Consider the following 24,572-nt stretch of genomic DNA (forward strand, 5'->3'; position numbering starts at 1 on the left):
GGCACCGCGGACGGCACCGCGAATGGCGCCGGAACGGGCAGGGGCACCGGCGCCGGGACCGGGGGTGCGCCGTGAGTGACGCCGCCGCGCTGCCCGGGCAGCCCCGAGGAGCCGTGGTCTCCGGCCCCGCGACCGCCCGTGCCGTCAACGTCCTCGCGCCGAATCCGTCCGCGATGACCCTCGACGGCACCAACACCTGGATCGTCTCGGAGCCCGACTCGGACCTGGCCGTCGTCATCGACCCCGGTCCGCTCGACGACGGCCACCTCCGGCACGTCGTCGACACCGCAGAGAAGCTCGGCAAGCGGGTCGCGCTCACCCTGCTCACGCACGGCCACCCGGACCACGCCGAGGGCGCGGGCCGGTTCGCCGAGCTGACGGGTACCCATGTACGGGCCCTGGACCCCGCGCTGCGACTCGGCGACGAGGGGCTGTCGGCCGGTCAGGTGGTCTCGCTCGGCGGTCTGGAGCTCCGTGTGGTGCCGACCCCCGGCCACACCTCGGACTCGCTCTCCTTCCACCTGCCCGCGGACCGGGCGGTGCTGACGGGGGACACGATCCTCGGGCGCGGGACGACGATCGTGGCGCACCCGGACGGGCGGCTCGGCGACTATCTGGACTCGCTGCGGCGGCTGCGCTCGCTCACGGTCGACGACGGGGTCCACACGGTGCTGCCGGGCCATGGGCCGGTGCTCGACGACGCCCAGGGGGCGGTGGAGTTCTATCTCGCCCACCGCGCCAGTCGCCTCGCGCAGGTCGAGACGGCCGTGGAGAACGGCCACAGCACCGCGGAGGAGGTCGTCGCCCATGTGTACGCGGACGTGGACCGTTCGCTGTGGCCGGCCGCCGAGCTCTCCGTACGCGCGCAGCTCGAATACCTGCGGGAGCACGGTCTGATCTGACCCCCCGCCCCCGTAGAGCTACGGTCCGTGCCTTACGCTCCGCTTACTTCTGGCCGTAGTTCTCGGGGGAATGCCCATGTTCGTCATATCCATCCTGCTGCTCATCGCCGCGGTGGTGCTGTTCTTCGTCGCCCGCGCCAATGACACCCGCGGGCTGAAGCTCGGCGCCCTCGGCGCGCTCATCGCCGGTGTCTTCGCGTTCCTCGGCTCCACCCTCTACGTCGTCAGCGCGTACGAGGTCGGCGTCCCGGTCGCGTTCGGCAAGGTCGGCTCGCCGATGACCTCCGGCATGCACATCAAGTCGCCGTTCACCGACGTCACGACGTTCTCGACCCGCCCCGTCGACCTCAACCTCTCCGACAAGGACGTGGTCGAGGTCCGCTCCTCGCAGGGCGGTGTGATGTACGCCGAGGTGACCGTGAAGTGGGCGGTGACCCCCGCCAAGTCGGTCGAGCTCTACCGCCTCGCGGGCAGCGAGGACGCCATCCAGCAGCGGCTGGTCTACCCCGACAGCCGGGAGATCGTCCGCAACGTCTTCGCCCGCTACACGAGCGAGCAGGGCTATGCCACCGACCGCGAGAAGATCAACGCCGAGATCAACAGCCTGATCAAGGAGCGCCTGGCGCCGCGCGGCATCGCCGTCACCACCGTCAACCTGCGCAACGTGAAGCCCTCGGACGCGCTCCAGGGCCAGATCGACCGCAAGATCCAGCAGCAGCAGGCGACGGAGCGCGCCACCGAGGCCTCCCGCACGGCCAAGGCCGAGGCCGACCGGCGCCGTATCGAGGCGGAGGGCATCGCCCGCGCCAACAAGATCCTCAACGACTCGCTGACCGACAAGGTCCTGATGAACCAGTGCATCGACGCGTACAGGGAGGTCGCGGCGAAGAACCCGGTGTACGCGGTGCCCTGTGGCAGCGGCAGCGGGAACCCGCTGATCGTGGACGGCACGAAGCGCTGATCCGACCTGATCCGACCTGATCCGATCTGGTCCGATCTGATGCGATACGAGAAGGGCCGCCCCGGATTCGACCGGGGCGGCCCTTCTCGTACGTACGGGAGTGCTTACCGCGAGCGCTTCGCGAGGCGCTCCACGTCCAGCAGGATCACGGCGCGGGCCTCCAGGCGCAGCCAGCCGCGCTGGGCGAAGTCCGCGAGCGCCTTGTTGACCGTCTCGCGGGAGGCGCCGACCAGCTGGGCGAGCTCCTCCTGGGTCAGGTCGTGGACGACGTGGATGCCCTCCTCCGACTGCACGCCGAAGCGGCGCGACAGGTCGAGGAGCGCGCGGGCGACACGGCCCGGAACGTCGGAGAAGACCAGGTCGGACATCTGGTCGTTGGTCTTGCGCAGTCGGCGGGCGACCGCGCGCAGCAGGGCGGTGGCCACCTCGGGGCGGGCGTTCAGCCAGGGCTGGAGGTCGCCGTGGCCGAGGCCGAGCAGCTTGACCTCGGTCAGCGCCGTCGCCGTGGCGGTGCGCGGGCCCGGGTCGAAGAGGGAGAGCTCGCCGATGAGCTCGCCGGGGCCGAGGACGGCCAGCATGTTCTCGCGGCCGTCCGGGGAGGTGCGGTGGAGCTTCACCTTGCCCTCGGTGACCACGTACAGGCGGTCGCCGGGGTCTCCCTCGTGGAACAGCGCGTCGCCACGGGCGAGCGTCGCTTCACTCATCGAGGCGCGCAGCTCCGCGGCCTGCTCGTCATCGAGCGCCGCGAAGAGCGGGGCGCGCCGCAGAACGTCGTCCACGAGTTCTCTCCTATGTCGACCTGCTCAGGGGACCTTGATCCCATGATGCCGGACGCACAAAACAGTGCGATCAATCACAACAAGTTTGACGTACCGAACCGCCGGTCCGTACGCCAGGGCCCCGATTGGGTCCTGATCGGCCGTGCCCGGGGCGGATGTCGGTGGTGGCCCTTAGGCTGGCCGGGTGTCCAACTCGCCGGTGAGAGCGCAGGCCAAGGGGGCTGGGAGAGTGTCCGCCAAGGGTAATTCCGCTGTGGGCGAACAGGGTGCGCCGAAGCGAACAAATGCCGCAAAACGCCCCGTCGCGCCGACCGCGAAGGCGGCCGGGGCCCCGGCGAAGGCCCCGGCGAGGACGCCGCCCGACACGCCGAGGAAGACCCCTGCGAAGACCTCTGCCAAGGCCCCGGCGAAGACCTCCGCGAAGGCCCCGGCCAAGGTGGCGTCGAAGGTCGCCGGACCTCCGAAGTCCGCGAAAGCGGAATCCCGCCTCGCGATGGTCCGCCGTGCCCGGAAGATCAACCGGGAGCTGGCCGAGGTCTACCCGTACGCCCATCCAGAGCTGGACTTCCGGAATCCCTTCGAGCTGCTCGTCGCCACGGTCCTCTCCGCCCAGACCACCGACCTGCGGGTCAACCAGACCACCCCCGCGCTCTTCGCGAGGTACCCCACGCCCGAGGACCTCGCCGCCGCGGTCCCCGAGGAGGTCGAGGAGCTGATCAGACCGACCGGGTTCTTCCGCGCCAAGACCAAGTCGATCATGGGCCTGGCGGCGGCCCTCAGGGACGACTTCGGGGGCGAGGTCCCCGGCCGCCTCGACGATCTGGTGAAGCTTCCCGGCGTCGGCCGCAAGACCGCCTTCGTCGTCCTGGGCAACGCCTTCGGCGTGCCGGGCATCACGGTCGACACCCACTTCATGCGGCTCGCCCGCCGCTGGAAGTGGACCGACCAGGACGATCCGGTCAAGATCGAGGCCGAGATCGCCGAGATCTTCCCCAAGAGCGAGTGGACGATGCTCTCGCACCGGGTGATCTTCCACGGCCGTCGGATCTGCCACGCCCGCAAGCCCGCCTGCGGCGCCTGCCCGATCGCCCCGCTCTGCCCGGCGTACGGAGAGGGCGAGACGGACCCCGAGAAGGCGCACAAGCTCCTGAAGTACGAGAAGGGCGGCTACCCAGGCCAGCGCCTCAACCCGCCCCCGGACTATCCGGGCCGGCCGGCGCCCCCGGCCCTCGGCGTGTCCCCCGGTGCCGGCGCATGAGCACGTGCGGGCACGAGGGCATGAGGGCCCGGGGGAACGAAGCCACCGTCCGATCGCGTTGTGAAACACGGGGTGCCTATGACGCGCACTGAGGAAGAGACCAAAGCGACCGAAGCGGCCGGAGAGACCAAGGCGGCCGGAGAGGCCGGAGTGGCCAAGGCGGCAGGAGTGGCCGGAGCAGCGGGAGTGGCCAAGGCAGCCGGAGTGGCCGGAGCGGCCGAGGACCGGAAGATCTACGGCGTGGGTACCGGCGGCCTGCTCAGCCGCGAGGGGCTGCCCGCCTGGCTCGCCCCCGTCGACCGGGCCGCCCGTACCGTCGCGCCCGAGCAGCTCAGCCGCTTTCTGCCGCCCGCGAGCGGCGCCGGACGCCAGTCCGCCGTCCTCATCCTCTTCGGCGAGGGCGAGCGCGGGCCCGAGCTGCTGCTCATGGAGCGCTCCGGCTCCCTCCGCTCACACGCCGGGCAGCCCTCCTTCCCCGGCGGCGCCCTCGACCCCGAGGACGGCTCCCCGGCCGACGGCGGCCTGCTGCAGGCCGCTCTGCGGGAGGCCGAGGAGGAGACCGGGCTCGACCCCTCCGGCGTCCAGCTCTTCGGCGTGCTGCCCCAGCTCTACATCCCGGTCAGTGGTTTCGTCGTCACCCCGGTCCTCGGCTGGTGGCGCACCCCCACCCCGGTCGGTGTGGTCGACCCGGCGGAGACGGCCCGGGTCTTCACCGTTCCCGTGGCGGATCTCACGGACCCCGCCAACCGCGCGACCACCGTCCACCCGAGCGGCCACCAGGGCCCCGCGTTCCTGGTCGCATCGGCTCTGGTCTGGGGTTTCACCGCCGGAGTCATCGACCGGCTGCTGCATTACGCGGGCTGGGAGAGGCCGTGGGACCGGGCGAAGCAGGTCCCGCTGGACTGGCGCGCATGACAGGCTGACCCCCGGCGACCGAAGACGAATCTGCGAGGCTATTGACGGTGAACGTGCTGGACATCCTGTTGCTGCTCGCCGCCGTGTGGTTCGCGATCATCGGTTACCGCCAGGGATTCGTGGTCGGCATCCTGTCGGTGATCGGGTTTCTCGGCGGCGGCCTCGTCGCCGTCCTGCTGCTCCCGGTCATCTGGGACCAGCTGACCGACAACGCCGAGGTCTCGACCACGGCGACGGTCGTCTTCGTGATCGTGGTGATCGTCTGCGCCTCGGTCGGCCAGGCGTTCACCACCCACCTCGGGAACAGGCTGCGCCGCCACATCACCTGGTCACCCGCGCGCGCCCTGGACGCCACCGGTGGCGCGCTGGTCAACGTGGTCGCGATGCTGCTGGTGGCCTGGCTGCTCGGCTCGGCCCTCGCCGGAACCTCGATGCCGACCCTGGGCAAGGAGGTGCGCAGCTCCAAGGTGCTCCTCGGCGTCGAGCAGGTGATGCCCGATCAGGTGTCGTCCTGGTTCGACGACTTCACCTCGACCCTCGCCCAGAACGGCTTCCCGCAGGTCTTCAGCCCCTTCGCCAACGAGCCCATCACCGAGGTCCGGCCGCCGGACCCGGCGCTCGCCGGCAGTCCGGTGGCCGCCCGCGCCCAGCGCTCCATCGTCAAGGTCGTGGGCACGGCGCCGAGCTGCGGCAAGGTCCTCGAAGGGACCGGGTTCGTCTTCGCCGACCGCCGGGTCATGACCAACGCCCACGTGGTGGGCGGCGTCGACGAGCCGACCGTCCAGATCGGCGGCGAGGGCAAGCTGTACGACGCGAAGGTCGTCCTCTACGACTGGCAGCGCGACATCGCCGTACTGGACGTACCGGATCTGAACGCCCAGCCCCTGCGGTTCGCCGACGAGGACGCCCGCAGCGGCGACAGCGCGATCGTCGCGGGCTTCCCCGAGAACGGCTCGTACGACGTCCGCTCGGCGCGCGTCCGGGGCCGTATCAACGCCAAGGGACCGGACATCTACCGCCAGGGCGAGGTACGCAGGGACGTCTACTCGCTGTACGCGACGGTCCGTCAGGGCAACTCCGGCGGCCCGCTCCTCACCGAGGAGGGCGAGGTGTACGGCGTGATCTTCGCCCGCTCGCTGGACGACGCGAACACCGGCTACGCGCTGACCGTCGACGAGATCCAGGAGGACATCGTCCAGGGCCGTGCGGCGAACCAGCAGGTCGACAGCGAGAGCTGCGCGCTGTAGGAGGCCCCGCGCGGGGCCTCCGTACGCTCAGTCGCGAGAGTGCCGGAGGCGGGCCGAGACCCATCGGGCCCGGCGGCGCAGGATGCGCGGGATCCCGATCTCCTGCGCGGGATGCGAGTGGCGCTGGTCCTGGGGTCCACCCCTCTCGGGGGAGCCGGGCCCAGTGGCCGAGCGGCGGTCGCGTGCTGTGTCACCGTAGTCGTACGTCCAGCCCATACCCCGACGTCTGCCCGGGGCCCAAGGTCGGTAACCGCCCCGGAGCCCGCCAATTGGAGTATGCGCCGGGCACATGGCCGTTCGGGGAACGGTTGTGCGCCACCCGTCCGTCAGCGGTCGGGCTCGGGGTCCTTGAGCCAGTTGATGAGCTCCGTGGAGAACGCCACCGGGTCCTCCTCATGGGGGAAGTGCCCCAGTCCGTCGAAGAGCCGCCAGCGGTACGGCGCCTCCACGTACTCCCCGGAGCCCGCCGCGCTGCGCGTCCGCATCGCCGGGTCCATCGAGCCGTGCAGATGCAGCGTGGGTACCCGCACCGGGCGCTTCATACGCCGGTTGAACTGGATGCCGTCGGGCCGCGCCATGGACCGCACCATCCACCGGTAGGGCTCGATCGAGCAGTGCGCCGTCGACGGGATACGCATCGCCCGCCGGTACACCTGGATCGCCTCCTCGTCCGGCAGCCCGGGACCCGACCAGTCCTCGATCAGCCGGCCCACCAGGGCGGCGTCGTCGGCGACGAGCTGACGCTCCGGCAGCCACGGGCGCTGGAAGCCCCAGACGTACGAACCGGCGCGCGACTGCGAGAAGTCGGAGAGCATCGCCGAGCGCCACCGGCGCGGGTGCGGCATCGAGGAGACCGCGAGCCGGCGTACCAGCTTGGGCCGCATGACGGCGGCCGTCCAGGCGAGATAGCCGCCCAGGTCGTGTCCGACCAGCGCCGCGTCCGGCTCCCCGAGGGAGCGGACGACGCCGGTGATGTCGAGCGCCAGGTTGGCGGGGTCGTAACCGCGGGGCGTACGGTCGCTGCCGCCCACGCCCCGCAGATCCATCGCCACGGCCCGGAACCCCGCGTCGGCGAGAGCGGGCAGTTGGTGGCGCCAGGCCCACCAGAACTGCGGGAAGCCGTGCAGCAGCAGGACGAGCGGCCCGTCGCCCATCTCGGCGATGTGGAAGCGCGCGCCGTTGGCGGCCACGTCACGGTGGGTCCAGGGGCCGTCGATCCGTACCGGACTGCCGTTGCCGCTGCCGTTGCTGCTCTCAGGGACGGTCATGCAGACGAGCGTCCCACAACAGCGGCCTTGTCCTGGACCGTGCCGGGCAGGACCGCCCGTTCGGGGCGCGGGTGCGGCTTGGCGTTCTGCAGGATCGCCGCGGTCTGCTTGGCCGAGTTGATGGACTTCTCGGGCTTCTTGACCTTCTTGAACTTGGCGTAGGCGACGAGCCCGAGCAGCCCCGCGAGCAGCACATTGGCCGCGAAGGAGAGCAGGAAGCAGACCGAGATGTGCCAGTGGCTCCAGGCCTGGATGCCGTAGGCGAGCGCGAAGCTCAGCATCGGCAGCGAGAAGAGCAGCACCATGGCCGCGGCCCCGCCGGCGGCGCCGCCCATCGCGCCACGCTTGACGTCCTGTCGGATCTCGGCCTTGGCCAGGGCGATTTCGTCGTGCACCAGCGCGGACATCTCGGCGGTCGCCGAGGCGACCAGCTGTCCGAGGCTGCGCTCGGCTCCGTTGACCGGGTCGCTCATCGCTGCTCCCTCTTCTCTTCTACGGTCCGACCTCAGATCATGCCGGACTGTCGGCGTCGTCGCGCGATGCCCCGGCCAGTTCGGCGCGCTCCCGGTGTTCCGCGGCCTTCTTCTCGTAGATCGCGGCCATCCGGAGGTGGTACTCCGGGTCGTCCTCCTCGTAGATGTCGGGGATGCCGTCCTCGTCCTCGTCGCGCTCCTCGTCGGCCATCAGCGCCTGGTACTTCCGTACCCGCAGCTTGAGCAGGACCGTCGCCAGCACGGCCGCGATCAGCGAGCCGATCAGGACGGCCGCCTTGACCTCCTCGGTCAGGGGCGCGTCGCCCTCGAAGGCCAGCTCGCCGATGAGCAGCGAGACGGTGAAGCCGATTCCGGCGAGGGAGGCGATGGCGAAGACGTCCGGCCAGGCCAGGTCGGAGTTGAGCTCCGCCCTGGTGAAGCGGGCGGCGAGCCACGTGCCGCCGAAGATGCCCACGGCCTTGCCGACCACCAGACCGAGCGCGACACCGAGGGTGACCGGCTGGGTGAAGACGTCGGTCAGCGACTTCCCGTTGACCGCGACTCCGGCCGAGAACAGCGCGAAGAGCGGTACGGCGAGGCCGGCCGAGAGCGGTCGGACCAGGTGCTCGATGTGCTCGCCGGGGGAGTGCCGCTCGCCGTCCCGCCGGGTGCAGCGCAGCATCAGACCCATGGCGACACCGGCGATGGTGGCGTGGACGCCGCTGTTGTACATCAGGCCCCAGATGACCAGGGCGAGCGGGACGTAGACGTACCAGCCGTGGACGTTCTTGCGCAGCAGCAGCCAGAAGACCGCGAGGCCGGCGATGGCGCCGCCGAGGGCGGCGAAGTTCAGGTCGCTGGTGAAGAAGACCGCGATGATCAGGATGGCGAAGAGGTCGTCGACGACGGCGAGCGTCAGCAGGAACGCGCGCAGCGCGGACGGCAGCGAGGTGCCGATGACGGCGAGCACGGCGAGCGCGAAGGCGATGTCGGTGGCGGTGGGTACGGCCCAGCCGTCCATCGAGCCGCCACCTACGGCGTTCGTCAGGGCGTAGACGAGCGCGGGCGCGGCCATGCCGCAGAGCGCGGCGATCACGGGGAGCGCGGCGGCCTTGGGGTCGCGGAGCTCGCCCGCGACGAGCTCGCGCTTGAGCTCGACGCCGGCGACGAAGAAGAAGATCGCGAGGAGGCCGTCGGCCGCCCAGTGCTGGACGGAGAGGTCGAGCCCGAGGACGGCGGGACCCATGTGGAAGTCCCGTACGGCGGTGTAACTGTCCCCGAGAGGGGTGTTCGCCCAGACGAGCGCGGCGACGGCGGCCAGGAGCAGCAGCACGCCACCGACGGTCTCGGTGCGCAGCGCATCGGTGATGTACTGCCGCTCGGGGAGCGGGAGCCGGCCGAGGAACTTACGGGTGGCGGACGTGGGGGCGGGTGCGGGCGCGGGCACGGCGGGGGACCTCCGGTCGGTTCGGGCAGGGCAAAGCACTTGCCGACCAGACTTCCCGGCGCACCTAGTTCCTCTTGTCGCGTCACCGACATCGGTCACCGACGACGCTTGTCAACGCCTGTCACTCACGACGCTCGTTGTCGACGCCGACGACTACTGACGCTTTCTTTACCTTACCTAACGAGCCAGGGCTGCGTCCGGCGACCTTCACTTTAGGGACAGATCGCACGCTCGGCCTGTCGAGGGCGTCCGCTCCGACCGAGGGCGCCCACCCCGGGTGACCCGGGGTGGGCGCCTGCCAGCACCTCTCCGGCCCGGTCAGTCCTCGGCGGCCGCCGAAGGCAGCTGCGTCTGGATGAGTGCCATGACCGAGGAGTCGGTGAGCGTCGTCACGTCTCCCAGCTCACGGTTCTCCGCGACGTCCCGCAGGAGACGCCGCATGATCTTGCCGGAGCGGGTCTTCGGCAGCTCCGCGACGGGCAGGATCCGCTTCGGCTTCGCGATCGGCCCCAACGTGGTGCCGACGTGGTTGCGCAGCTGCGCGACCAGGTCGTCGGTCTGGCTGGCCGTCCCGCGCAGGATGACGAAGGCGACGATCGCCTGACCGGTCGTCTCGTCGGCGGCGCCGACCACCGCCGCCTCGGCGACGGACGGGTGGGAGACGAGGGCCGACTCGACCTCCGTGGTGGAGATGTTGTGCCCGGAGACCAGCATGACGTCGTCGACCCGGCCGAGCAGCCAGATGTCGCCGTCCTCGTCCTTCTTCGCCCCGTCGCCGGCGAAGTACTTGCCCTGGAAGCGCGACCAGTACGTGTCGATGAACCGCTGGTCGTCGCCCCAGATGGTGCGCAGCATCGACGGCCACGGCTCGGTGAGGACCAGGTAGCCGCCGCCTCCGTTCGGCACCTCGTTCGCCTCGTCGTCGACGACGGTGGCGGAGATGCCGGGGAGCGGTCGCTGGGCCGAGCCCGGCTTGGTCTCGGTGACGCCCGGCAGCGGCGAGATCATCATCGCGCCGGTCTCCGTCTGCCACCAGGTGTCCACGATCGGGGTCTTGCCGGCGCCGATGTGCTCGCGGTACCAGATCCACGCTTCGGGGTTGATCGGCTCGCCGACCGAGCCCAGCACACGCAGGCTCGACAGGTCGAACTTCGCGGGGATGTCGTCGCCCCACTTCATGAACGTACGGATCGCGGTGGGAGCCGTGTAGAGGATCGTGACGCCGTACTTCTGGACGATCTCCCAGAACCGGCCCTGGTGCGGGGTGTCCGGCGTGCCCTCGTACATGACCTGCGTCGCGCCGTTGGCCAGCGGCCCGTAGGTGATGTACGAGTGTCCGGTCACCCAGCCGATGTCGGCGGTGCACCAGTAGACGTCGCTCTCCGGCTTCAGGTCGAAGACGGCGTGGTGGGTGTACGCGGCCTGGGTGAGGTAGCCGCCGGAGGTGTGCAGGATGCCCTTGGGCTTACCCGTCGTGCCGGAGGTGTAGAGGATGAAGAGCGGGTGCTCGGCCTCGAACGCCTCGGGGGTGTGCTCGGCGGACTGGCGGGCGACGATGTCGTCCCACCACACGTCCCGGCCCTCGGTCCATGCCACGTCCTGGCCCGTGCGGCGCACGACCAGCACGTTGCGCACGCGGTCCACCCGGGTGAGTGCCTCGTCGACGGCGGGCTTGAGCGCGGCGGGCTTGCCCCGGCGGTAGCCGCCGTCCGCGGTGATGACGAGCTTGGCGTCGGCGTCCTCGATGCGCGTGGCGATGGCGTCGGCGGAGAAGCCGCCGAAGACCACGGAGTGCGCGGCGCCGATGCGGGCGCAGGCCAGCATCGAGACGACGGCCTCCGGGATCATCGGGAGGTAGATCGCGACCCGGTCGCCCTTGCCGACACCCAGCTCGGTCAGGGCGTGGGCGGCCCGGGAGACCTCGTCCTTGAGCTCGGCGTAGGTGATCGCGCGGCTGTCGCCCGGCTCGCCCTCGAAGTGGATGGCGACCCGGTCGCCGTTTCCGGCCTCGACGTGCCGGTCGACGCAGTTGTACGCCACGTTGAGCTCGCCGTCGGCGAACCACTTGGCGAACGGCGGGTTCGACCAGTCGAGGGTCTCGGTCGGCTCGGTGGCCCAGGTGAGCCGCCTCGCCTGCTCGGCCCAGAAGCCAAGCCTGTCCGCCGCGGCCTGCTCGTACGCCTCCGCCGTCACGTTGGCGTGCGCGGCCAGCTCGGTCGGCGGCGCGAACCGCCGCTCTTCCTTGAGCAGGTTGGCCAGGCTTTCGTTGCTCACGACATCTCCCTTTCCCAGGGCGTCCTATGTGCCTATGTGTCCCGCGTCATAGCTCATCAGCCAGAGGCCCGGGTGACAAGAGTCTCCAGGAAATTGGTTTAGACCTATCGGTGGGCGGGCGTGCGGTGGCCCCTCCTTCCCGGGCGGTGGGAAGAAGGGGCCACACACTCTCACGGACGTCCGCGCGGGAAGGTTCAGGACGCGCGGGCTTCCACCGGCTCCGGGGGGACGGCCGAGGGGGTCGGGTCCGCGGCATGCGGGCTCGGGACCTCGGAGGTGGGGATGTGGTCCAGGGCCGATGGGATGCGGTCCGGGGTGGGTGGGTTGTCGTCGACGGTGGACGGGGTGTCTTCGATGGTGGGTCGGATGTGGTCGATGGTGGGTGGTGTGCGGTCGACGGTGGTGCGGTCGAGGGTGGCGTGGTCGAGGGTGGTGCGGTCGAGGGTGAGGGCGATGTGATCGGCGGTCGTCGGGTCCCGGTCCACGGTGGGTGGGACCCGGTCGAAGACGTCGTCGTAGCGGTGCAGCTCGTCGGGCTCCTTCAGCAGATACGCCTGCGCCTCGCCCACATGGAAGTACATCCCGTGCAGCGTCAGCGTTCCGTCGGCGAGCCGCCGCGCCACCGCCTCGTACGTCCGCAGGTGCTCCAACTGCTGGACCACGTTGGTCAAGCAGAGCTGCTCCACCGCGTCGGCCGGGAGGCGGCCGGAGATCCGGGCCCAGGCGTGCCTGCGGCTCGCCATCCGCTCCAGGCTGGGCAGCCCGTGGCGCAGCCAGCGACGCAGCGGTGTCTGCGGGGCGTCCGGTCGGCTGTTGAGCAGGGCCTGCATCGCGCCGCAGCCGGAGTGCCCGCAGACGGTGATCGACTGCACGCGCAGCACCTCCACCGCGTACTCGATCGCCGCCGCGACCGAATCGTCGCCGCTCTCCTCGCCGGGCAGCGGAACGAGGTTGCCCACGTTCCGTACGGTGAACAGGTCACCCGGCCCGCTGGAGGTGATCATGCTGGTGACGAGGCGGGAATCGGCGCAGGTGAGGAAGAGCTGCGAGGGGCGCTGGCCCTCGCGGGCGAGCCGCGCGAGCTCGTCGCGCACCAGGGGCGCCGTGTTGCGCTGGAACTTGCCGATTCCACTCGCCAGTTGATGTCCGGTCGTCCGCCGGGTCTCGTCCGCCGGGTGCTCGCCGCAGTGGTGGTTGCGCCATGGGGTCCACGGGCGGCAGCAGGTGTGCGACTCGGCGGTGGGATCGGTGATCCGGGCGCCGGAGGGACCGGTGATCTCCACCGTGCCGCCGTGGCCGACGTGGGAGGCCTGCCAGTCGTGCAGCGTCTCGTACGCGGCATGGTCCATGAAGGACCCGTCCAGCTCCACCACCACATGGCTTCCCCGGGGAACCTGGTGCAGCGCCCGGCTCAGCCGGGGTACGGCGAGGAAGGTCAACTGCCCCCGCGCGCGGACCAGCTGGCGGCCGCCCACCTCCTCCAGGGTGATACGGGTCTTGGCCAGGCGGTGCATGGCGACGGCGGTGGCCACCGCGATCCCGAGGGCGACGCCCTCCAGGATGCCGACGACCACGACTCCGCTCAGTGTCACGGCGTACACGAGGACTTCGCGGTGCCGGGTGACGCTGCGGATGTGGGTGATGCTCACCATCTGGATGCCGACGACCATGACGAGCGCGGCCAGGGCGGGCAGCGGGATCAGGTCGAGGACGGGAACGAGGAAGAGCGCGGCGAGCACGATCCACAGACCGTGCAGCATCGTGGAGTGGCGGCTCATGGCGCCCGCCGAGACATTGGCGACGCTGCGGACCGCGACGCCCGCGACCGGAAGCCCGCCGAGTGCGCCGGAGACGATGTTCGCGGCTCCCTGGCCGGCCAGTTCGCGGTCGAGGTGGGAGCGAGGGACGCCGTGGCCCCGGTCGGCGCGTTTGGCCACCAGCTTGTCGACGGCGACGGCCGACAGTAGCGACTGCACGCTGGTGACGAGCGTGATGGTGAGCACCCCGGCCAGGATGCCGAGGACCGGGCCCTCCGGCAGGCCCGGCAGGGCGTGACTGCTCCAGGAGGGCAGGTCGACGCGGGGCACGCCCAGCCCGCCGATCGCCGCCACGGCCGTGGCCGCCGCCACCGCGGCGAGCGCGGCCGGGATCACCCGCAGGAACCGTCCGGCGCGTCCGGGCAGCCGGGGCCAGAGCAGCAGCACGGCGACGGTGAGCGCGCTGATGGTCAGGGCGGTCGGGTGGAGGTCGGCCAGTTGGGCGGGCAGCCCCTGGACGTTGTCCACGGCTGAGCTCTGCGGGTTGCCGCCGAGCATGATGTGGAGTTGGGCGAGGGCGATGGTGACACCGATGCCGGCGAGCATGCCGTGCACGATCGCCGGGGAGACGGCGAGGGCGGATCGGGCCACGCGCAGGGCGGCGAGACCCAGTTGGGTGAGGCCGGCGAGGACGGTGATGGCGCAGGTGGTGCGCCAGCCGTACCGCTGGATCAGTTCGGCGGTGACCACCGTGAGGCCCGCGGCGGGCCCGCTGACCTGGAGCGGGGCCCCGCCGAACCGGCCGGCGACGATGCCGCCGACGGCGGCGGCCACCAGGCCGGCCTGGAGCGGTGCTCCGGTGGCGAGTGCGATGCCGAGCGAGAGCGGCAGCGCGATCAGGAAGACGGAGATCGATGCGGACAGGTCGGCGCCCGCGATGCCGAATCGGTGCTTGCGGCCTGGCGGGCTGTGCGGCCGCTGGAAGCGGCGTCGGGGGGTGGTGCGGTCGGTCGGGCAGAGAGTCATGGTTCCCGTCTCCTCCGGGGCAGCGCGGTCGCGGCTCGTGCGGGACGAACGTGGGGGTCGCGGCCGTGGGTCACGGCGTGCAGCGGCGGGATACGGCGCGGATCCTCGCCGCTCACTGGTGGGCGAGGATCAACGCTCGGTAAATGGATCGTAATGCAGAGTAAAGACTGCGGCATGATTTTCGGGGCAAACAGGGCAATGATTCACCGGTTCCGGTGATAAGCGGGGGGAACACCGCTTGTCGTTTCATCTCTTCGGGGGCCGTGGTGCGACGTTGACGCCGCTCGCACGGAACCGAGGAGAGGTGGGCGGATGACAGCCGCCGGGAGTAGGACCACTGCCCGCACGAGGACACTCGCCGCCGGCGCTCTCGCCGTCGCCTTGATCACCGGCCTCGCCGGCTGCTCGGGCGCCGACGGGGAGGCTCCGGGGAAGGGCGCCGCGGGGGCGAAGAAGGGCGAGGCCGCGGCCCCGCAGAGCGCGGTGCGCCTGATCGGCGACGGCTCGACCGCCTTCACCGGCGCCCAGCCCCACCAGCCGACCTGGGAGCGCCTGAAGCCCGGTCAGAAGCCGCCGCAGTTCGTGGTGTTCTCCTGGGACGGCGCGGGCGAGGACAGCCAGAAGCTCTTCTCCCACTTCCGCGAGGTGGGCAAGAAGTACGACGCGACCATGACGTACTTCCTCAGCGGGGTCTATCTGCTGCCCGAGGAGAAGCGGAAGCTCTACAACCCGCCCCAGCACGCGGCGGGCCGCTCGGACATCGGCTTCAACGACACCGAGGGCATCCGGGCCACCGTGCGCGAGCTGCGCGCCGCCTGGCAGGAGGGCAACGAGGTCGGTACGCACTTCAACGGGCACTTCTGCGGCAAGGAGGGCGGAGTCGGCGACTGGTCGGTGGAGGACTGGAAGAGCGAGATCAAGCAGGCCAAGTCCTTCGTGAAGAACTGGAAGACGAACTCCGGCCTGACCGCCGAGCAGCCGCTCCCGTTCGACTACGACAAGGAGCTGGTCGGGGCCCGCACTCCCTGCCTGGAAGGCCGGAAGAACTTCGTCAAGGCCGCCTCCCAGCTGGGTTTCCGCTACGACACCAGTGGCGTGAACGACCAGATCTGGCCCAAGAAGGACCAAGGTCTATGGGACCTGTCGATGCAGCTCGTCCCGGTCCCGGGGCGCGCGTTCCAGACGCTCTCGATGGACTACAACTTCCTGGTCAACCAGTCCGGCACGACGCAGGGCGACCGGTCGATGCACGAGTTCTGGGGTGACCAGATGCGCGACGGCCTCGTGCAGGCCTTCAACCGCTCGTACCGCGGCAACCGGGCGCCGCTCATCATCGGCAACCACTTCGAGTCCTGGAACGGCGGCACGTACATGCGTGCCATCGAGGAGACCATCGCCACGGTCTGCGTCCAGAAGGACGTGAAGTGCGTGTCCTTCCGCCAGCTCGCTGACTGGCTGGACGCCCAGGACCCGGCCGTCCTCGCCAAGATGCGGACTCTGAAGGTCGGCGAGGCCCCGAAGGGCGGCTGGGCGGCCTTCCTGGCCCCCCAGCCGTCCGCTCCGGCGAAGTCCGCCGAGGTCAAGCAGGCTGAGAAGGCCAAGCAGGGCGAGAAGGCTGAGCAGGCTGAGAAAGCCAAGCAGGGCGAGAAGGCTGAGCAGGCTGAAAAAGCCGAGAAGGTCGAGAAGGCAGAGAAGCCAGAGAAGGCCGAACAGGCCGGGAAGGCCGAGCAGGCGGACCAGGAGGAGTAGGCCGAGGAGGGGGGCCGGTGGGCCGAGCGGGCCCCGAGCCCAGCGGGCCCAGCGGGCCGAGCGGGCCGAGGGGGCCCGGGCCCAACGGGCCGAGCGCCCCTGAGGCCCTCGCTCAACTGGGCTGAGGCACGGCCACGCTCTCGCTCAGCACGAAACCGGGGTCGACCTGCGCCGCCAGGTCGGCCCCGGTCTTCGCGTTGCCCCAGCTCTCCGCGTTCTTCAGGTGGAAGTGGACCATCTGGCGCGTGTAGCGCTCCCAGTCGCGGTGGGCGTACGAGTCGTCCGCCGCGTTCTGCAGGGCCTGCAGCGCCATCCGGTTGTCCGCCTCCAGGAGCTCGAAGCGCGGCGGCCGGCCCTTCTCCATCGCGCGGACCCAGTCCGAGTGGCCCACCGTCACCAGCAGGTCCTCGCCGACCTCGGCGCGCAGGAACTCCACGTCGTCCGGGCCCTGCACCTTGTTGCCCACGACCTTGAGCGCCACCCCGAAGTCCCGTGCGTACTCCTTGTACTGGCGGTAGACCGAGACGCCCTTGCGGGTCGGTTCGGCGACCAGGAACGTCATGTCGAAGCGGGTGAACATCCCCGAGGCGAAGGAGTCCGAGCCCGCCGTCATGTCGACGACGACGTACTCGTCCTCCCCGTCGACCAGGTGGTTCAGACAGAGCTCCACCGCGCCGACCTTGGAGTGGTAGCAGGCCACACCCAGGTCCGACTCGGTGAACGGGCCCGTCGCCATCAGCCGGATGTCGCCGTCGTCGAGCCGCACGGTCCGCGCGCACGCCTCGTACACCGGGTTGTCCTCGCGCACCCGCAGCAGGCGCGAACCCTCGCCGGGCGGGGTCGTTTTGATCATCGTGTCGGCCGAGGCGATCCTCGGGTTGCTGCCGCGCAGGTACTCCTTGATCAGCGGCAGATGCGCGCCCATCGCAGGCAGCGCCGCCGCCTCCGCCTCGTCGAGGCCGAGTGCGGCACCGAGGTGCTGATTGATGTCGGCGTCCACGGCGACGACATGGGCTTCATTGGCGGCGAGGTGGCGGATGAAGAGCGAGGACAGCGTGGTCTTGCCGCTGCCGCCCTTCCCTACGAAAGCGATCTTCATGTTCACCTAGGGTAGTGCCACGACTGCGCCGTGTGGTCAAGAGGCGTGAAGAAGACCACTCCAACGTGGGGTCCCGCCCCGGGGCGCGTAGCCTCCCTACTTATGAGTACGCACGCCTCTGACCCCCTGGCCGCCCTCGGTTCCCTGCCGGGCGTCGCCGAATCGGTGGACTCCGTACGCAAGGCGGTCGACCGGGTCTACGGACACCGCGTGATGCGGCGCCGCAGCAACGAAATCACCTCCGAGGCGGCCCTGCGCGGGGCGCGCGGTTCGGCCGCCCTGTCCGGCGCCGACTGGGCCCTGGAAGAGGTGCGCCGGCGCACGGACTTCGGCGGGGACGCCGAGGCGCGCACGGTGGGCGCCGCCCTGCGGCTCGGCGCCGAGGCCGGTCAGCTGCTCTCCATCTGGCGCCAGTCACCGCTGCGGGTGCTCGCCCGTCTGCACCTGGTGGCGGTGGGCGACGCCGCCGGCTTCGGGGACTCGGTCGGCAGGCCCCGGCAGGCCGGCGAGGCCGTCGACGAGCCGCTGATCGAGGCGCCGCTGCCGGACCCGGCGGAGGTCTCGGGGCGGCTCGACGGACTCTCGGCGCTGATCATCGCGGGCGGTACGGCTCCGGCGCTGGTGACGGCGGCCGTGGTGCACGGCGAACTGCTCGCGCTGCGCCCTTTCACCTCGTACAACGGGCTGATCGCGCGGGCCGCCGAGCGGATCGTGCTCATCGGCAGCGGGCTGGACCCCAAGGCGATCTGTCCGGCCGAGGTCGGCCATGCGGAGCAGGGCCGTGCGGCGTACGTCGCGGCGTTCGAGGGGTATGTGTCCGGGACGCCGGAAGGAATGGCCGCCTGGATCGCCCACTGCGGGCGGGCCGTGGAGCTGGGTGTCCGGGAGTCGACGGCGGTCTGCGAGGCGCTGCAGCGCGGCGCGGCTTGAGCCTGGGGGCCTATACGTCTTGAGGGCCCTGCACAGGGTTGCGGCGGTACCAGTCCTGGTACCGCCGCTGGCACGTCTGCCGAGTTACCAAGCGTCCTCGATATGTGCCCATCAAGCGGGGAACTTAGCCCTTCGCCTGGTGCGGCTGGCCCGTAATCGACGGGTCGACGTCGCGTGGGTGCCCGGCTTCAGTGCGAGGTCCGTGGGGCCTTCTTGCTCAACAGGTGATCCTCTCGGATGTCCTAGGTCTCGCGGGCCTGATTCCTTTCTACTCCTGTCGGCTGGGAAGCGAAAGCCCTGGCTCCACTTCTTTACTTTTGTCTCAAATACGGGCAAAGCGATCGGCAAGAGCGGCCTGCCGCCGACGGTTGGCGTACCAGACCAGTCCGGCGGTCGCGGCGGCGGCGCCCACGGCGGCAGCGGCCACGAGCGCGGGGCGCGGCGGCATCCTGAAGGCGGGCAGCCGCTGCTTGAGCCGGACCGGCTTCTCGAAGGCCAGGATCGGCCAGTCCCGGGCGGTCGCCTCACGGCGCAGAGTCCGGTCGGGGTTGACGGCGTAGGGGTGCCCGACGGCTTCGAGCATCGGTACGTCGGTCGCCGAGTCGCTGTACGCGTAACAGCGTGAGAGGTCGTACCCCTCCGACTCCGCGAGCTCCCGGATCGCCTCGGCCTTGGTGGGGCCGTAGGCGTAGTACTCCACCTCTCCGGTGAAGCAGCCGTCGTCGCCGACGACCATCCGGGTGGCGACGACCCGGTCGGCGCCCAGCATCTCGCCGATCGGCTCCACGACCTCGGCGCCCGAGGTCGAGACGATCACGACGTCGCGGCCCGCGGCGTGGTGCTCCTCGATGAGGGAGGCCGCCTCGTCGTAGATGATCGGGTCGATCAGGTCATGCAGGGTCTCGGCGACAAGCTCCTTGACCTGCGAGACGTTCCAGCCTTTGCAGAGCGCGGAAAGATATTCGCGCATCCGCTCCATCTGATCGTGGTCGGCGCCGCCGGCGAGGAAGACGAACTGGATGTAGGCAGTCCGCAGGACGGCGCGGCGGTTGATCAGTCCGCCTTGGTAGAAGGACTTGCTGAAGGTCAGCGTCGACGACTTCGCAATGACCGTCTTGTCCAGGTCAAAGAAGGCGGCTGTGCGCGGCAACGAGTGGTTTTCCACGAGCCCGAGCATAGGTGCCCGCCATTCGGCGTACGCTGGGGCGTGTGGGTTTGCCTGAGAAGGCTCTCGGGTACACCATGGAAGTCACGGATCGTTCGCGACCGTGCTAACCCGGCCCGGCTCCTCCCCCCCCGAGTCGGCCGGTAAAGACGACCCCCGCTCTCCCCCCCGGCGGGGGTCGTCGCATGTCCGGACGCGTTTTCGCCCACCGGATCCTCATGGCTCCTCCTCTCGCCGGCCCTGAGGCCATGGCGGCGTGACACCTTCGATTCGTCACGCATAGTAGTCGTGGCGCTGCTCTCCGGCCATCCCCGGTATGGGGCACGGGGATATTCGCAACCGGCGAGTTATCCACAGTTTTTGAGCAAGATCCACAAGATTTCCTGGACGACGGCACGGTGAATCCCACCGCGAACTCAGCGGGCAGCAGGAATCACCGATCTCGGCCGTGCGACGGGCACGGAGGGGATCACACGGGGACAGGGGACGTGTGCTGTGGCCGGAACCATGACTTTCAGAATGCCGAGGCCTTCCAGGGCCTCGAGGTCCGCCGGGCCGTCCGGAGAGCCGTCCGGAGGCTCGGGCGGGGAGCCGGCGGCCGAGGCGCGCCGGGCCGGGCCGCTGATCGTGACCGAGGACCTCGCGTTGCTCGACGACCTGCTGCGGCTGTGTGCCGCGGCGGGAGCCGAGCCCGAGGTGCACCACACGGTGCCGGAGAACCGCGCGAGCTGGGCCGATGCCCCGCTCGTCCTGGTCGGCGACGACGCGGCGGCCCGGTGCCGCGGGGCCGCCCGGCGGCAGGGGGTGATGCTCGTCGGCCGGGACCGGGACGACCCCGACGTGTGGCGGCGGGCCGTCGAGATCGGCGCCGACTGCGTGCTGCGGCTGCCGGACGCCGAGAGCTGGCTCGTCGACCGGATCGCCGACGCCGCCGAGGGTGTGGGCCGACAGGCGCTGACCGTCGGCGTCATCGGCGGCCGCGGCGGCGCGGGCGCCTCGACACTGGCCTGCGCCCTCGCGCTGGCCGCCGCCAGGACCGGCCGGCGCACCCTGCTGCTGGACGGCGACCCGCTCGGCGGCGGACTGGACGTCCTGCTCGGCGGTGAGCGCGCCGAGGGCCGGCGCTGGCCCGACTTCGCCGCCTCCAAGGGCAGGGTCGCCGGCGGAGCCCTGGAGGAGTCGCTGCCCTCGGTGCGCGGACTCCGGGTGCTCAGCTGGGACCGGGGGGACTCCGTCCTCGTACCGCCCGAGGCCATGCGCTCGGTTCTCGCCGCCGCGCGCAGACGCGGAGGGGTGGTCGTCGTGGACCTTCCCCGCCGGGTCGACGCGGCGGTGACCGAGGCCCTGGCACAGCTCGACCTCGGACTGCTCGTCGTCCCCGGCGAGCTGAGGGCGGTGGCGGCGGCCCACCGCGTCGCCTCGCTCGCCGGCATGGTCCTGAGCGATCTGCGCGTGGTCGTGCGCGGGCCGTACGCGCCCGGACTCGACGAACAGTGGGTGGCGGACGCGCTGCGGCTGCCCCTCGCCGGTGAACTGCCGCACGATCCCGGTCTCCTGCCCGCCCTGGACACCGGCGTGCCGCCCGGCTCCGACGCGCGCGGTCCGTTGGGCCGGTTCTGCGCGGAGTTCTGGGAGCGCGCGCTGACCCCGGAGGGGGCGTCATGAGCGCCCTGGCGGCCCCCGTCGGTACGGGCGGCGGTGCGGGTCTCCTGGAGGCGGTGCGCCGGCGGCTCGCGGAGAGCGGGGCGGAACCGACGCCCGCGAGGGTGGCCGCGGCGCTGCGGGCCCAGGGGCGGCTGCTCGGCGACGCGGAAGTCCTCGGCGCTGCGGAGGCCCTGCGGTGCGAGCTGGTCGGCACGGGACCGCTGGAACCACTGCTGGCCGACCCGGCGGTCACCGACGTGCTGGTCTCGGCACCCGACCGGGTCTGGGTCGACCGCGGCTCCGGCCTCGAACTCACCGACGTCGCCTTCGCCGACGCGCCGGCCGTACGCCGGCTCGCCCAGCGGCTCGCCGCGGTGGCCGGACGGCGCCTGGACGACGCCAGGCCCTGGGTGGACGCCCGGCTGCCGGACGGGACCCGGATGCATGCCGTGCTGCCGCCCGTGGCGGTCGGCTCGACCTGCCTGTCGCTGCGGGTGGTGCGGCCGCGGGCCTTCTCGGTGGGGGAGTTGACCGAGGCGGGCACCGTCCCGCCCGGCGGGGAGCGCATCCTGCGCGCCCTCATCGAGGCCCGGGTCTCGTATCTGATCAGCGGCGGTACGGGTTCGGGGAAGACGACGCTCCTGTCCACGCTGCTCGGTCTGGTGGGTGAGCGCGAGCGGATCGTCCTGGCCGAGGACTCGGCCGAGCTGCGTCCCGACCATCCGCATGTGGTGCGCCTGGAGGCGCGGCCCGCGAACCAGGAGGGCGCGGGTCAGGTGACCCTGCGGGACCTGGTCCGCCAGGCCCTGCGGATGCGGCCCGACCGGCTGGTGGTCGGCGAGGTGCGGGGCGCGGAAGCCGTCGACCTGCTGGCCGCCTTGAACACCGGCCACGAGGGCGGCTGCGGGACCGTCCACGCCAACACCGCGGCGGACGTCCCGGCCCGCCTGGAAGCGCTCGGGACGGCGGCGGGTCTCGACCGGGCCGCACTGCACAGCCAGTTGGGCGCCGGCGTCTCGACGGTGCTGCATCTCGTACGGGACCGGGCCGGACGGCGGCGGATCGCCGAGATCCATGTCCTCGAAAGGGACCGGGAGGGGCTGGTGGTGACGGTGCCCGCGCTGCGCTGGGGAGCGGCCGGGTTCGAGCGGGAGCGGGGCTGGGAGCGGCTGCGGGAGCTGATCGGGGGCGTGTTGTGGTGAAGGCGCAGTGGTTGTTGGCTCAGGGCGCTGCCGTCCTGTGCGCCGGGGCCGCGTTGTGGCGGGTGGCGGAGCGGGAGCGGGGGCTGCGCAGAGCGAGGGCGGTCCTGGCCGGCGTAGGCGTCCCGGGAGCCCGGGGCGGACCGGAGCGTACGGGCCCGTCGTGGCGGGTCCTGGGCGAGCGGTGCGGGGCCCTGGCCCGGGGGCGGCGCGCATGGCTCTGCCTGCCCGCGGCGGTGCTGCTCTCGCTCCTCGGGGAGTCACCGCTGCCGCTGGTGGCAGGAGCGCTCGCGGTGCCCCTGGTGGGGCGGAAGCTGCGGGCGGTGGCCGCCCGCAAGGAGCGGGAGGCGCGTTCCGACGCGGTGGTGGCCCTGTGCGGCGCGATCGTGGGCGAGCTGAGAGCCGGTCGGCAACCCGCGCAGGCCCTGATCTTCGCGGCCAGGACGACCGGGGCGCTGGGCGCACGCGAGGAGACCGCGGTGCTCGCCGCGGCACGTTTCGGCGGGGACGTGGCCGAGGCGCTGCGGCGAGCCGCCCGGCAGGACGGTGCCGACGGACTGGCCGGTCTGGCGGCGTGCTGGCAGGTCGCCGTGGACGGTGGCGCGGGGCTGGCCGCCGGGCTCGACCGGCTGGAGGCCGCGCTGCGGGAGCACCGGGACCAGCGGGAGCGGATGAGGGCCCAACTGGCCGGCGCCTGGGCAACGGTGACCGTCCTCGCGGTCCTCCCGGCGGTGGGTCTCGCGCTCGGCACGGCTCTGGGAGCCCGGCCGCTGCACGTCCTGCTGCACACACCGGTCGGACTGGGCTGTCTTGCCGTGGGCGGGGTCCTGGAGGCGACCGGGCTGTGGTGGGCGGCGCGGATCGTGCGAGGAGGGGAGCGGGTGTGACGGCGGCATGGGAGCTGGTGGGTGAGCTCGCCCCCAGGGCAGGGGCGTGGGCGGCGGCCGGGCCGGTCGGCGGGGTCGTCTGGGCTGCCTGGGCGGTGGCGGACCGGCGGCGCGAGCGTCGCACACGGAAACGGCTCGCGGCCCTGCTGGAGACCGAGTTCGGGCGAGGACGGCGGGGTGGGGCGGTGGTGCCGCCGTGGCTGCGCAGCGGGGCCCTGCCGCTCGTCGCGGCCCTCGCCGGCTGGGTGCTGGTCGGCGGGACGGCCGGTCTCCTGGTCGCGGTCGCGGTCGCGGTGGGCTGGGGAGCGTGGCGGTGGAGTGTGCGCCGCGCCTCGGCGGTGACCGATGACGGGGAGGCGGCACGCCAACTTCCGCTCGCGGCCGATCTGCTGGCGGCCTGCGCTACGGCCGGAGCGGGGCCCGGCGAGGCCGTGGAAGCGGTGGGCAGGTCGCTGGGAGGGCCGGTCGGCGAGCGCCTGGCACGGACGGCGGCGGAGCTGCGGCTGGGCGGTGAACCGGCGGATGTGTGGCGGAGGTTCGGCGCGATACCCGGCGCCGAGGGCCTGGCCCGCTGCCTGGAACGGGCCGGCTCCTCCGGGGCGCCCGCGGCGGAGGCCGTCTCGAGACACGCGGCCGATCTGCGGGCGGACCGGGCGCGGAAGGCGGCGGCCCGGGCGCAGCGGGCGCAGGTGCTGATCACCGCGCCCGTGGGGCTCTGCTTCCTGCCCGCCTTCCTGGCGGTGGGGGTGGCCCCGGTGGTGATCGGACTCGCCACCGGCCTGCTGCGGGCCTGACGGAACAGCAGCGATCGCGACCAAGGACGAGAACGAACAAAGGAGTTGGCATGACGTATGTGAGCGCGTGGTGGCGGGCCCGGTGGGCGGCCAGGACGGACGCGGGGATGACCACGTCCGAGTACGCGATGGGAACGATCGCGGCCGCGGCCTTCGCGGCCGTGCTGTACAAGATCGTGACGAGCGGGTCGGTCTCCGGCGCGCTGGAGTCCGTGATCGGGAAGGCGCTCGATGCGCCGTTCTGAGGACCGGGGCGCCGTGACCGTGGAGGCGGCCATGGCCCTGCCGGCCCTGGTGGTGTTCACCATGGCCCTGGTCTGGTCGCTCGCCGCCGCGGCAGCACAGATCCAGTGCGTGGACGCGGCCCGGGCCGGGGCACGGATGGTGGCCCGCTCCGAGCCGGTGGCCGCCGCCGAGGCCGCGGCGCGGGCGGCCGCTCCCGGCGGGGCCAGGGTCTCGGTCACCCGTTCGGAGGAGCTGTGGAGGGTGACGGTGGAGGCCCCGGCTCCTGGGCCGGGCGGACTGGGACTCACGCTCCGCGCCGGGGCGGCGGCGCTCGCCGAGGACGCGGTGGGGGTGAGCACGCCATGAGCGCCACCGCGCCCCGGCCGTCCGGGCCCCTGGGGCGTGTCCTGCGGCCGGAAAGGAGGGACCGGGGGATGGCGACGGTATGGACGGCGTTCGCGGCCTGTGTGCTCTGTGTGGTGTTCGGGGCCGTGCTAGCCCTCGGGCAGGCGGTGGCGGCCCGGCACCGGGCGGGCGGGGCCGCCGACCTGGCCGCGCTGGCCGCCGCCGACC

General features: G+C 71.8%; 23 protein-coding genes. 14 read left to right on the top strand and 9 right to left on the bottom strand.

Annotated features, from left to right (window positions below; translation table 11 throughout):
• Nucleotides 1–71: 71 nt before the first annotated feature.
• Together J7E93_RS23270 and J7E93_RS23275 are read left to right on the top strand one after the other, a co-directional pair.
• Nucleotides 72–902, top strand: coding sequence for an MBL fold metallo-hydrolase (locus J7E93_RS23270; RefSeq protein ID WP_215071901.1), 831 nt, complete (start codon nucleotides 72–74; stop codon nucleotides 900–902).
• Nucleotides 903–978: 76 nt separating this feature from the next.
• Nucleotides 979–1,863, top strand: a complete 885-nt coding sequence (locus J7E93_RS23275; RefSeq protein ID WP_215071888.1) for a prohibitin family protein — start codon at nucleotides 979–981, stop codon at nucleotides 1,861–1,863.
• A 104-nt stretch (nucleotides 1,864–1,967) separates the two neighbouring features.
• On the opposite strand, the gene J7E93_RS23280 is transcribed toward J7E93_RS23275, so the two are convergent.
• On the bottom strand, nucleotides 1,968–2,642 hold the full coding sequence (locus tag J7E93_RS23280; RefSeq protein ID WP_015034542.1) for a Crp/Fnr family transcriptional regulator: 675 nt from the start codon (nucleotides 2,640–2,642) through the stop codon (nucleotides 1,968–1,970).
• A gap of 253 nt (nucleotides 2,643–2,895) precedes the next feature.
• Between J7E93_RS23280 and nth the strand changes: the two genes are divergently transcribed.
• The 3 genes from nth to J7E93_RS23295 all read left to right on the top strand — a co-directional run bounded on the left by nth (nucleotide 2,896) and on the right by J7E93_RS23295 (nucleotide 6,062).
• Nucleotides 2,896–3,900: an endonuclease III gene (nth, locus tag J7E93_RS23285; protein WP_374105423.1), complete on the top strand. Its 1,005-nt coding sequence runs from the start codon at nucleotides 2,896–2,898 to the stop codon at nucleotides 3,898–3,900.
• Between the two features lie 78 nt (nucleotides 3,901–3,978).
• Complete coding sequence (locus J7E93_RS23290) at nucleotides 3,979–4,815, top strand: CoA pyrophosphatase (protein ID WP_251066958.1); 837 nt, start codon at nucleotides 3,979–3,981, stop codon at nucleotides 4,813–4,815.
• Between the two features lie 47 nt (nucleotides 4,816–4,862).
• On the top strand, nucleotides 4,863–6,062 hold the full coding sequence (locus tag J7E93_RS23295) for a MarP family serine protease (RefSeq protein WP_215071890.1): 1,200 nt from the start codon (nucleotides 4,863–4,865) through the stop codon (nucleotides 6,060–6,062).
• Nucleotides 6,063–6,089: 27 nt separating this feature from the next.
• Here the strand turns inward: J7E93_RS23295 and J7E93_RS37325 are convergent, their stop codons facing one another.
• From J7E93_RS37325 to J7E93_RS23320, 6 genes are all read right to left on the bottom strand, one after another.
• The gene (locus tag J7E93_RS37325) at nucleotides 6,090–6,278 is read right to left on the bottom strand and encodes a hypothetical protein (protein WP_251066960.1); all 189 of its coding nucleotides are present in this window, start codon (nucleotides 6,276–6,278) and stop codon (nucleotides 6,090–6,092) included.
• A gap of 110 nt (nucleotides 6,279–6,388) precedes the next feature.
• Nucleotides 6,389–7,330 (bottom strand): alpha/beta fold hydrolase, encoded by a 942-nt coding sequence (locus tag J7E93_RS23300; protein WP_215071891.1) that lies wholly within the window; start codon nucleotides 7,328–7,330, stop codon nucleotides 6,389–6,391.
• A complete protein-coding gene (locus J7E93_RS23305) occupies nucleotides 7,327–7,803 on the bottom strand; it encodes a phage holin family protein (RefSeq protein ID WP_215071892.1) in 477 nt (158 codons plus the stop codon). The genes J7E93_RS23300 and J7E93_RS23305 overlap by 4 nt, the downstream gene beginning before the upstream one ends.
• Before the next feature lie 37 nt (nucleotides 7,804–7,840).
• Nucleotides 7,841–9,250: a Na+/H+ antiporter NhaA gene (gene nhaA / locus J7E93_RS23310; protein WP_215071893.1), complete on the bottom strand. Its 1,410-nt coding sequence runs from the start codon at nucleotides 9,248–9,250 to the stop codon at nucleotides 7,841–7,843.
• 318 nt (nucleotides 9,251–9,568) lie between these two features.
• Nucleotides 9,569–11,524: an acetate--CoA ligase gene (gene acs / locus J7E93_RS23315; protein ID WP_374105424.1), complete on the bottom strand. Its 1,956-nt coding sequence runs from the start codon at nucleotides 11,522–11,524 to the stop codon at nucleotides 9,569–9,571.
• Nucleotides 11,525–11,718: 194 nt separating this feature from the next.
• Complete coding sequence (locus J7E93_RS23320) at nucleotides 11,719–14,307, bottom strand: bifunctional SulP family inorganic anion transporter/carbonic anhydrase (protein WP_251066961.1); 2,589 nt, start codon at nucleotides 14,305–14,307, stop codon at nucleotides 11,719–11,721.
• 312 nt (nucleotides 14,308–14,619) lie between these two features.
• On the opposite strand from J7E93_RS23320, the gene J7E93_RS23325 reads away from it, so the two are divergent.
• The gene (locus J7E93_RS23325) at nucleotides 14,620–16,056 is read left to right on the top strand and encodes a hypothetical protein (RefSeq protein ID WP_251066962.1); all 1,437 of its coding nucleotides are present in this window, start codon (nucleotides 14,620–14,622) and stop codon (nucleotides 16,054–16,056) included.
• A gap of 112 nt (nucleotides 16,057–16,168) precedes the next feature.
• Here J7E93_RS23325 and J7E93_RS23330 read toward each other — a convergent pair whose 3' ends face one another.
• Nucleotides 16,169–17,155, bottom strand: a complete 987-nt coding sequence (locus J7E93_RS23330; protein ID WP_215071894.1) for an ATP-binding protein — start codon at nucleotides 17,153–17,155, stop codon at nucleotides 16,169–16,171.
• 102 nt (nucleotides 17,156–17,257) lie between these two features.
• Here J7E93_RS23330 and J7E93_RS23335 point away from each other — a divergent pair, with 102 nt between their 5' ends.
• On the top strand, nucleotides 17,258–18,085 hold the full coding sequence (locus tag J7E93_RS23335) for an oxidoreductase (protein WP_215071895.1): 828 nt from the start codon (nucleotides 17,258–17,260) through the stop codon (nucleotides 18,083–18,085).
• A gap of 322 nt (nucleotides 18,086–18,407) precedes the next feature.
• Here the strand turns inward: J7E93_RS23335 and J7E93_RS23340 are convergent, their stop codons facing one another.
• The gene (locus J7E93_RS23340) at nucleotides 18,408–19,262 is read right to left on the bottom strand and encodes an HAD family phosphatase (RefSeq protein ID WP_215071896.1); all 855 of its coding nucleotides are present in this window, start codon (nucleotides 19,260–19,262) and stop codon (nucleotides 18,408–18,410) included.
• Between the two features lie 507 nt (nucleotides 19,263–19,769).
• On the opposite strand from J7E93_RS23340, the gene ssd reads away from it, so the two are divergent.
• From ssd to J7E93_RS23375, 7 genes are all read left to right on the top strand, one after another.
• The gene (gene ssd / locus J7E93_RS23345; protein ID WP_215071897.1) at nucleotides 19,770–20,915 is read left to right on the top strand and encodes a septum site-determining protein Ssd; all 1,146 of its coding nucleotides are present in this window, start codon (nucleotides 19,770–19,772) and stop codon (nucleotides 20,913–20,915) included.
• Nucleotides 20,912–22,096 carry a TadA family conjugal transfer-associated ATPase gene (locus J7E93_RS23350; RefSeq protein WP_215071898.1) on the top strand — a complete coding sequence of 395 codons (1,185 nt, stop codon included), beginning with the start codon at nucleotides 20,912–20,914 and terminating at the stop codon, nucleotides 22,094–22,096. Before ssd ends, J7E93_RS23350 begins: the two co-directional genes overlap by 4 nt.
• A gap of 14 nt (nucleotides 22,097–22,110) precedes the next feature.
• Nucleotides 22,111–22,980 carry a type II secretion system F family protein gene (locus J7E93_RS23355; RefSeq protein WP_251066964.1) on the top strand — a complete coding sequence of 290 codons (870 nt, stop codon included), beginning with the start codon at nucleotides 22,111–22,113 and terminating at the stop codon, nucleotides 22,978–22,980.
• A complete protein-coding gene (locus tag J7E93_RS23360; protein WP_374105425.1) occupies nucleotides 22,977–23,774 on the top strand; it encodes a type II secretion system F family protein in 798 nt (265 codons plus the stop codon). Before J7E93_RS23355 ends, J7E93_RS23360 begins: the two co-directional genes overlap by 4 nt.
• A 50-nt stretch (nucleotides 23,775–23,824) precedes the next feature.
• Nucleotides 23,825–24,019, top strand: a complete 195-nt coding sequence (locus tag J7E93_RS23365) for a DUF4244 domain-containing protein (RefSeq protein ID WP_215071899.1) — start codon at nucleotides 23,825–23,827, stop codon at nucleotides 24,017–24,019.
• Entirely contained in the window at nucleotides 24,006–24,365 is a 360-nt protein-coding gene (locus J7E93_RS23370; protein ID WP_215071900.1) for a TadE family protein, read from the top strand. Before J7E93_RS23365 ends, J7E93_RS23370 begins: the two co-directional genes overlap by 14 nt.
• 68 nt (nucleotides 24,366–24,433) lie before the next feature.
• Nucleotides 24,434–24,572, top strand: a 139-nt coding sequence (locus J7E93_RS23375) for a pilus assembly protein TadG-related protein (protein ID WP_251066967.1), incomplete at its 3' end; no start/stop codon positions are given.

Origin of the sequence: Streptomyces sp. ISL-36 (genome assembly GCF_018614205.1) — a bacterium.
In the GTDB taxonomy this organism is placed as follows: Bacteria; Actinomycetota; Actinomycetes; order Streptomycetales; family Streptomycetaceae; genus Streptomyces.

What these genes read in the sequence shown, in the direction of transcription:
- J7E93_RS23340 (WP_215071896.1), bottom strand. Translation starts at nt 19,262, where the DNA reads ATGCTCGGGCTCGTGGAAAACCACTCGTTGCCGCGCACAGCCGCCTTC.
- J7E93_RS37325 (WP_251066960.1), bottom strand. Translation starts at nt 6,278, where the DNA reads ATGGGCTGGACGTACGACTACGGTGACACAGCACGCGACCGCCGCTCG.
- J7E93_RS23305 (WP_215071892.1), bottom strand. Translation starts at nt 7,803, where the DNA reads ATGAGCGACCCGGTCAACGGAGCCGAGCGCAGCCTCGGACAGCTGGTC.
- J7E93_RS23365 (WP_215071899.1), top strand. Translation starts at nt 23,825, where the DNA reads ATGACGTATGTGAGCGCGTGGTGGCGGGCCCGGTGGGCGGCCAGGACG.
- J7E93_RS23300 (WP_215071891.1), bottom strand. Translation starts at nt 7,330, where the DNA reads ATGACCGTCCCTGAGAGCAGCAACGGCAGCGGCAACGGCAGTCCGGTA.
- J7E93_RS23320 (WP_251066961.1), bottom strand. Translation starts at nt 14,307, where the DNA reads ATGACTCTCTGCCCGACCGACCGCACCACCCCCCGACGCCGCTTCCAG.
- J7E93_RS23370 (WP_215071900.1), top strand. Translation starts at nt 24,006, where the DNA reads ATGCGCCGTTCTGAGGACCGGGGCGCCGTGACCGTGGAGGCGGCCATG.
- J7E93_RS23275 (WP_215071888.1), top strand. Translation starts at nt 979, where the DNA reads ATGTTCGTCATATCCATCCTGCTGCTCATCGCCGCGGTGGTGCTGTTC.
- J7E93_RS23335 (WP_215071895.1), top strand. Translation starts at nt 17,258, where the DNA reads ATGAGTACGCACGCCTCTGACCCCCTGGCCGCCCTCGGTTCCCTGCCG.
- J7E93_RS23330 (WP_215071894.1), bottom strand. Translation starts at nt 17,155, where the DNA reads ATGAAGATCGCTTTCGTAGGGAAGGGCGGCAGCGGCAAGACCACGCTG.
- J7E93_RS23325 (WP_251066962.1), top strand. Translation starts at nt 14,620, where the DNA reads ATGACAGCCGCCGGGAGTAGGACCACTGCCCGCACGAGGACACTCGCC.
- J7E93_RS23290 (WP_251066958.1), top strand. Translation starts at nt 3,979, where the DNA reads ATGACGCGCACTGAGGAAGAGACCAAAGCGACCGAAGCGGCCGGAGAG.
- ssd (WP_215071897.1), top strand. Translation starts at nt 19,770, where the DNA reads ATGCCGAGGCCTTCCAGGGCCTCGAGGTCCGCCGGGCCGTCCGGAGAG.
- J7E93_RS23350 (WP_215071898.1), top strand. Translation starts at nt 20,912, where the DNA reads ATGAGCGCCCTGGCGGCCCCCGTCGGTACGGGCGGCGGTGCGGGTCTC.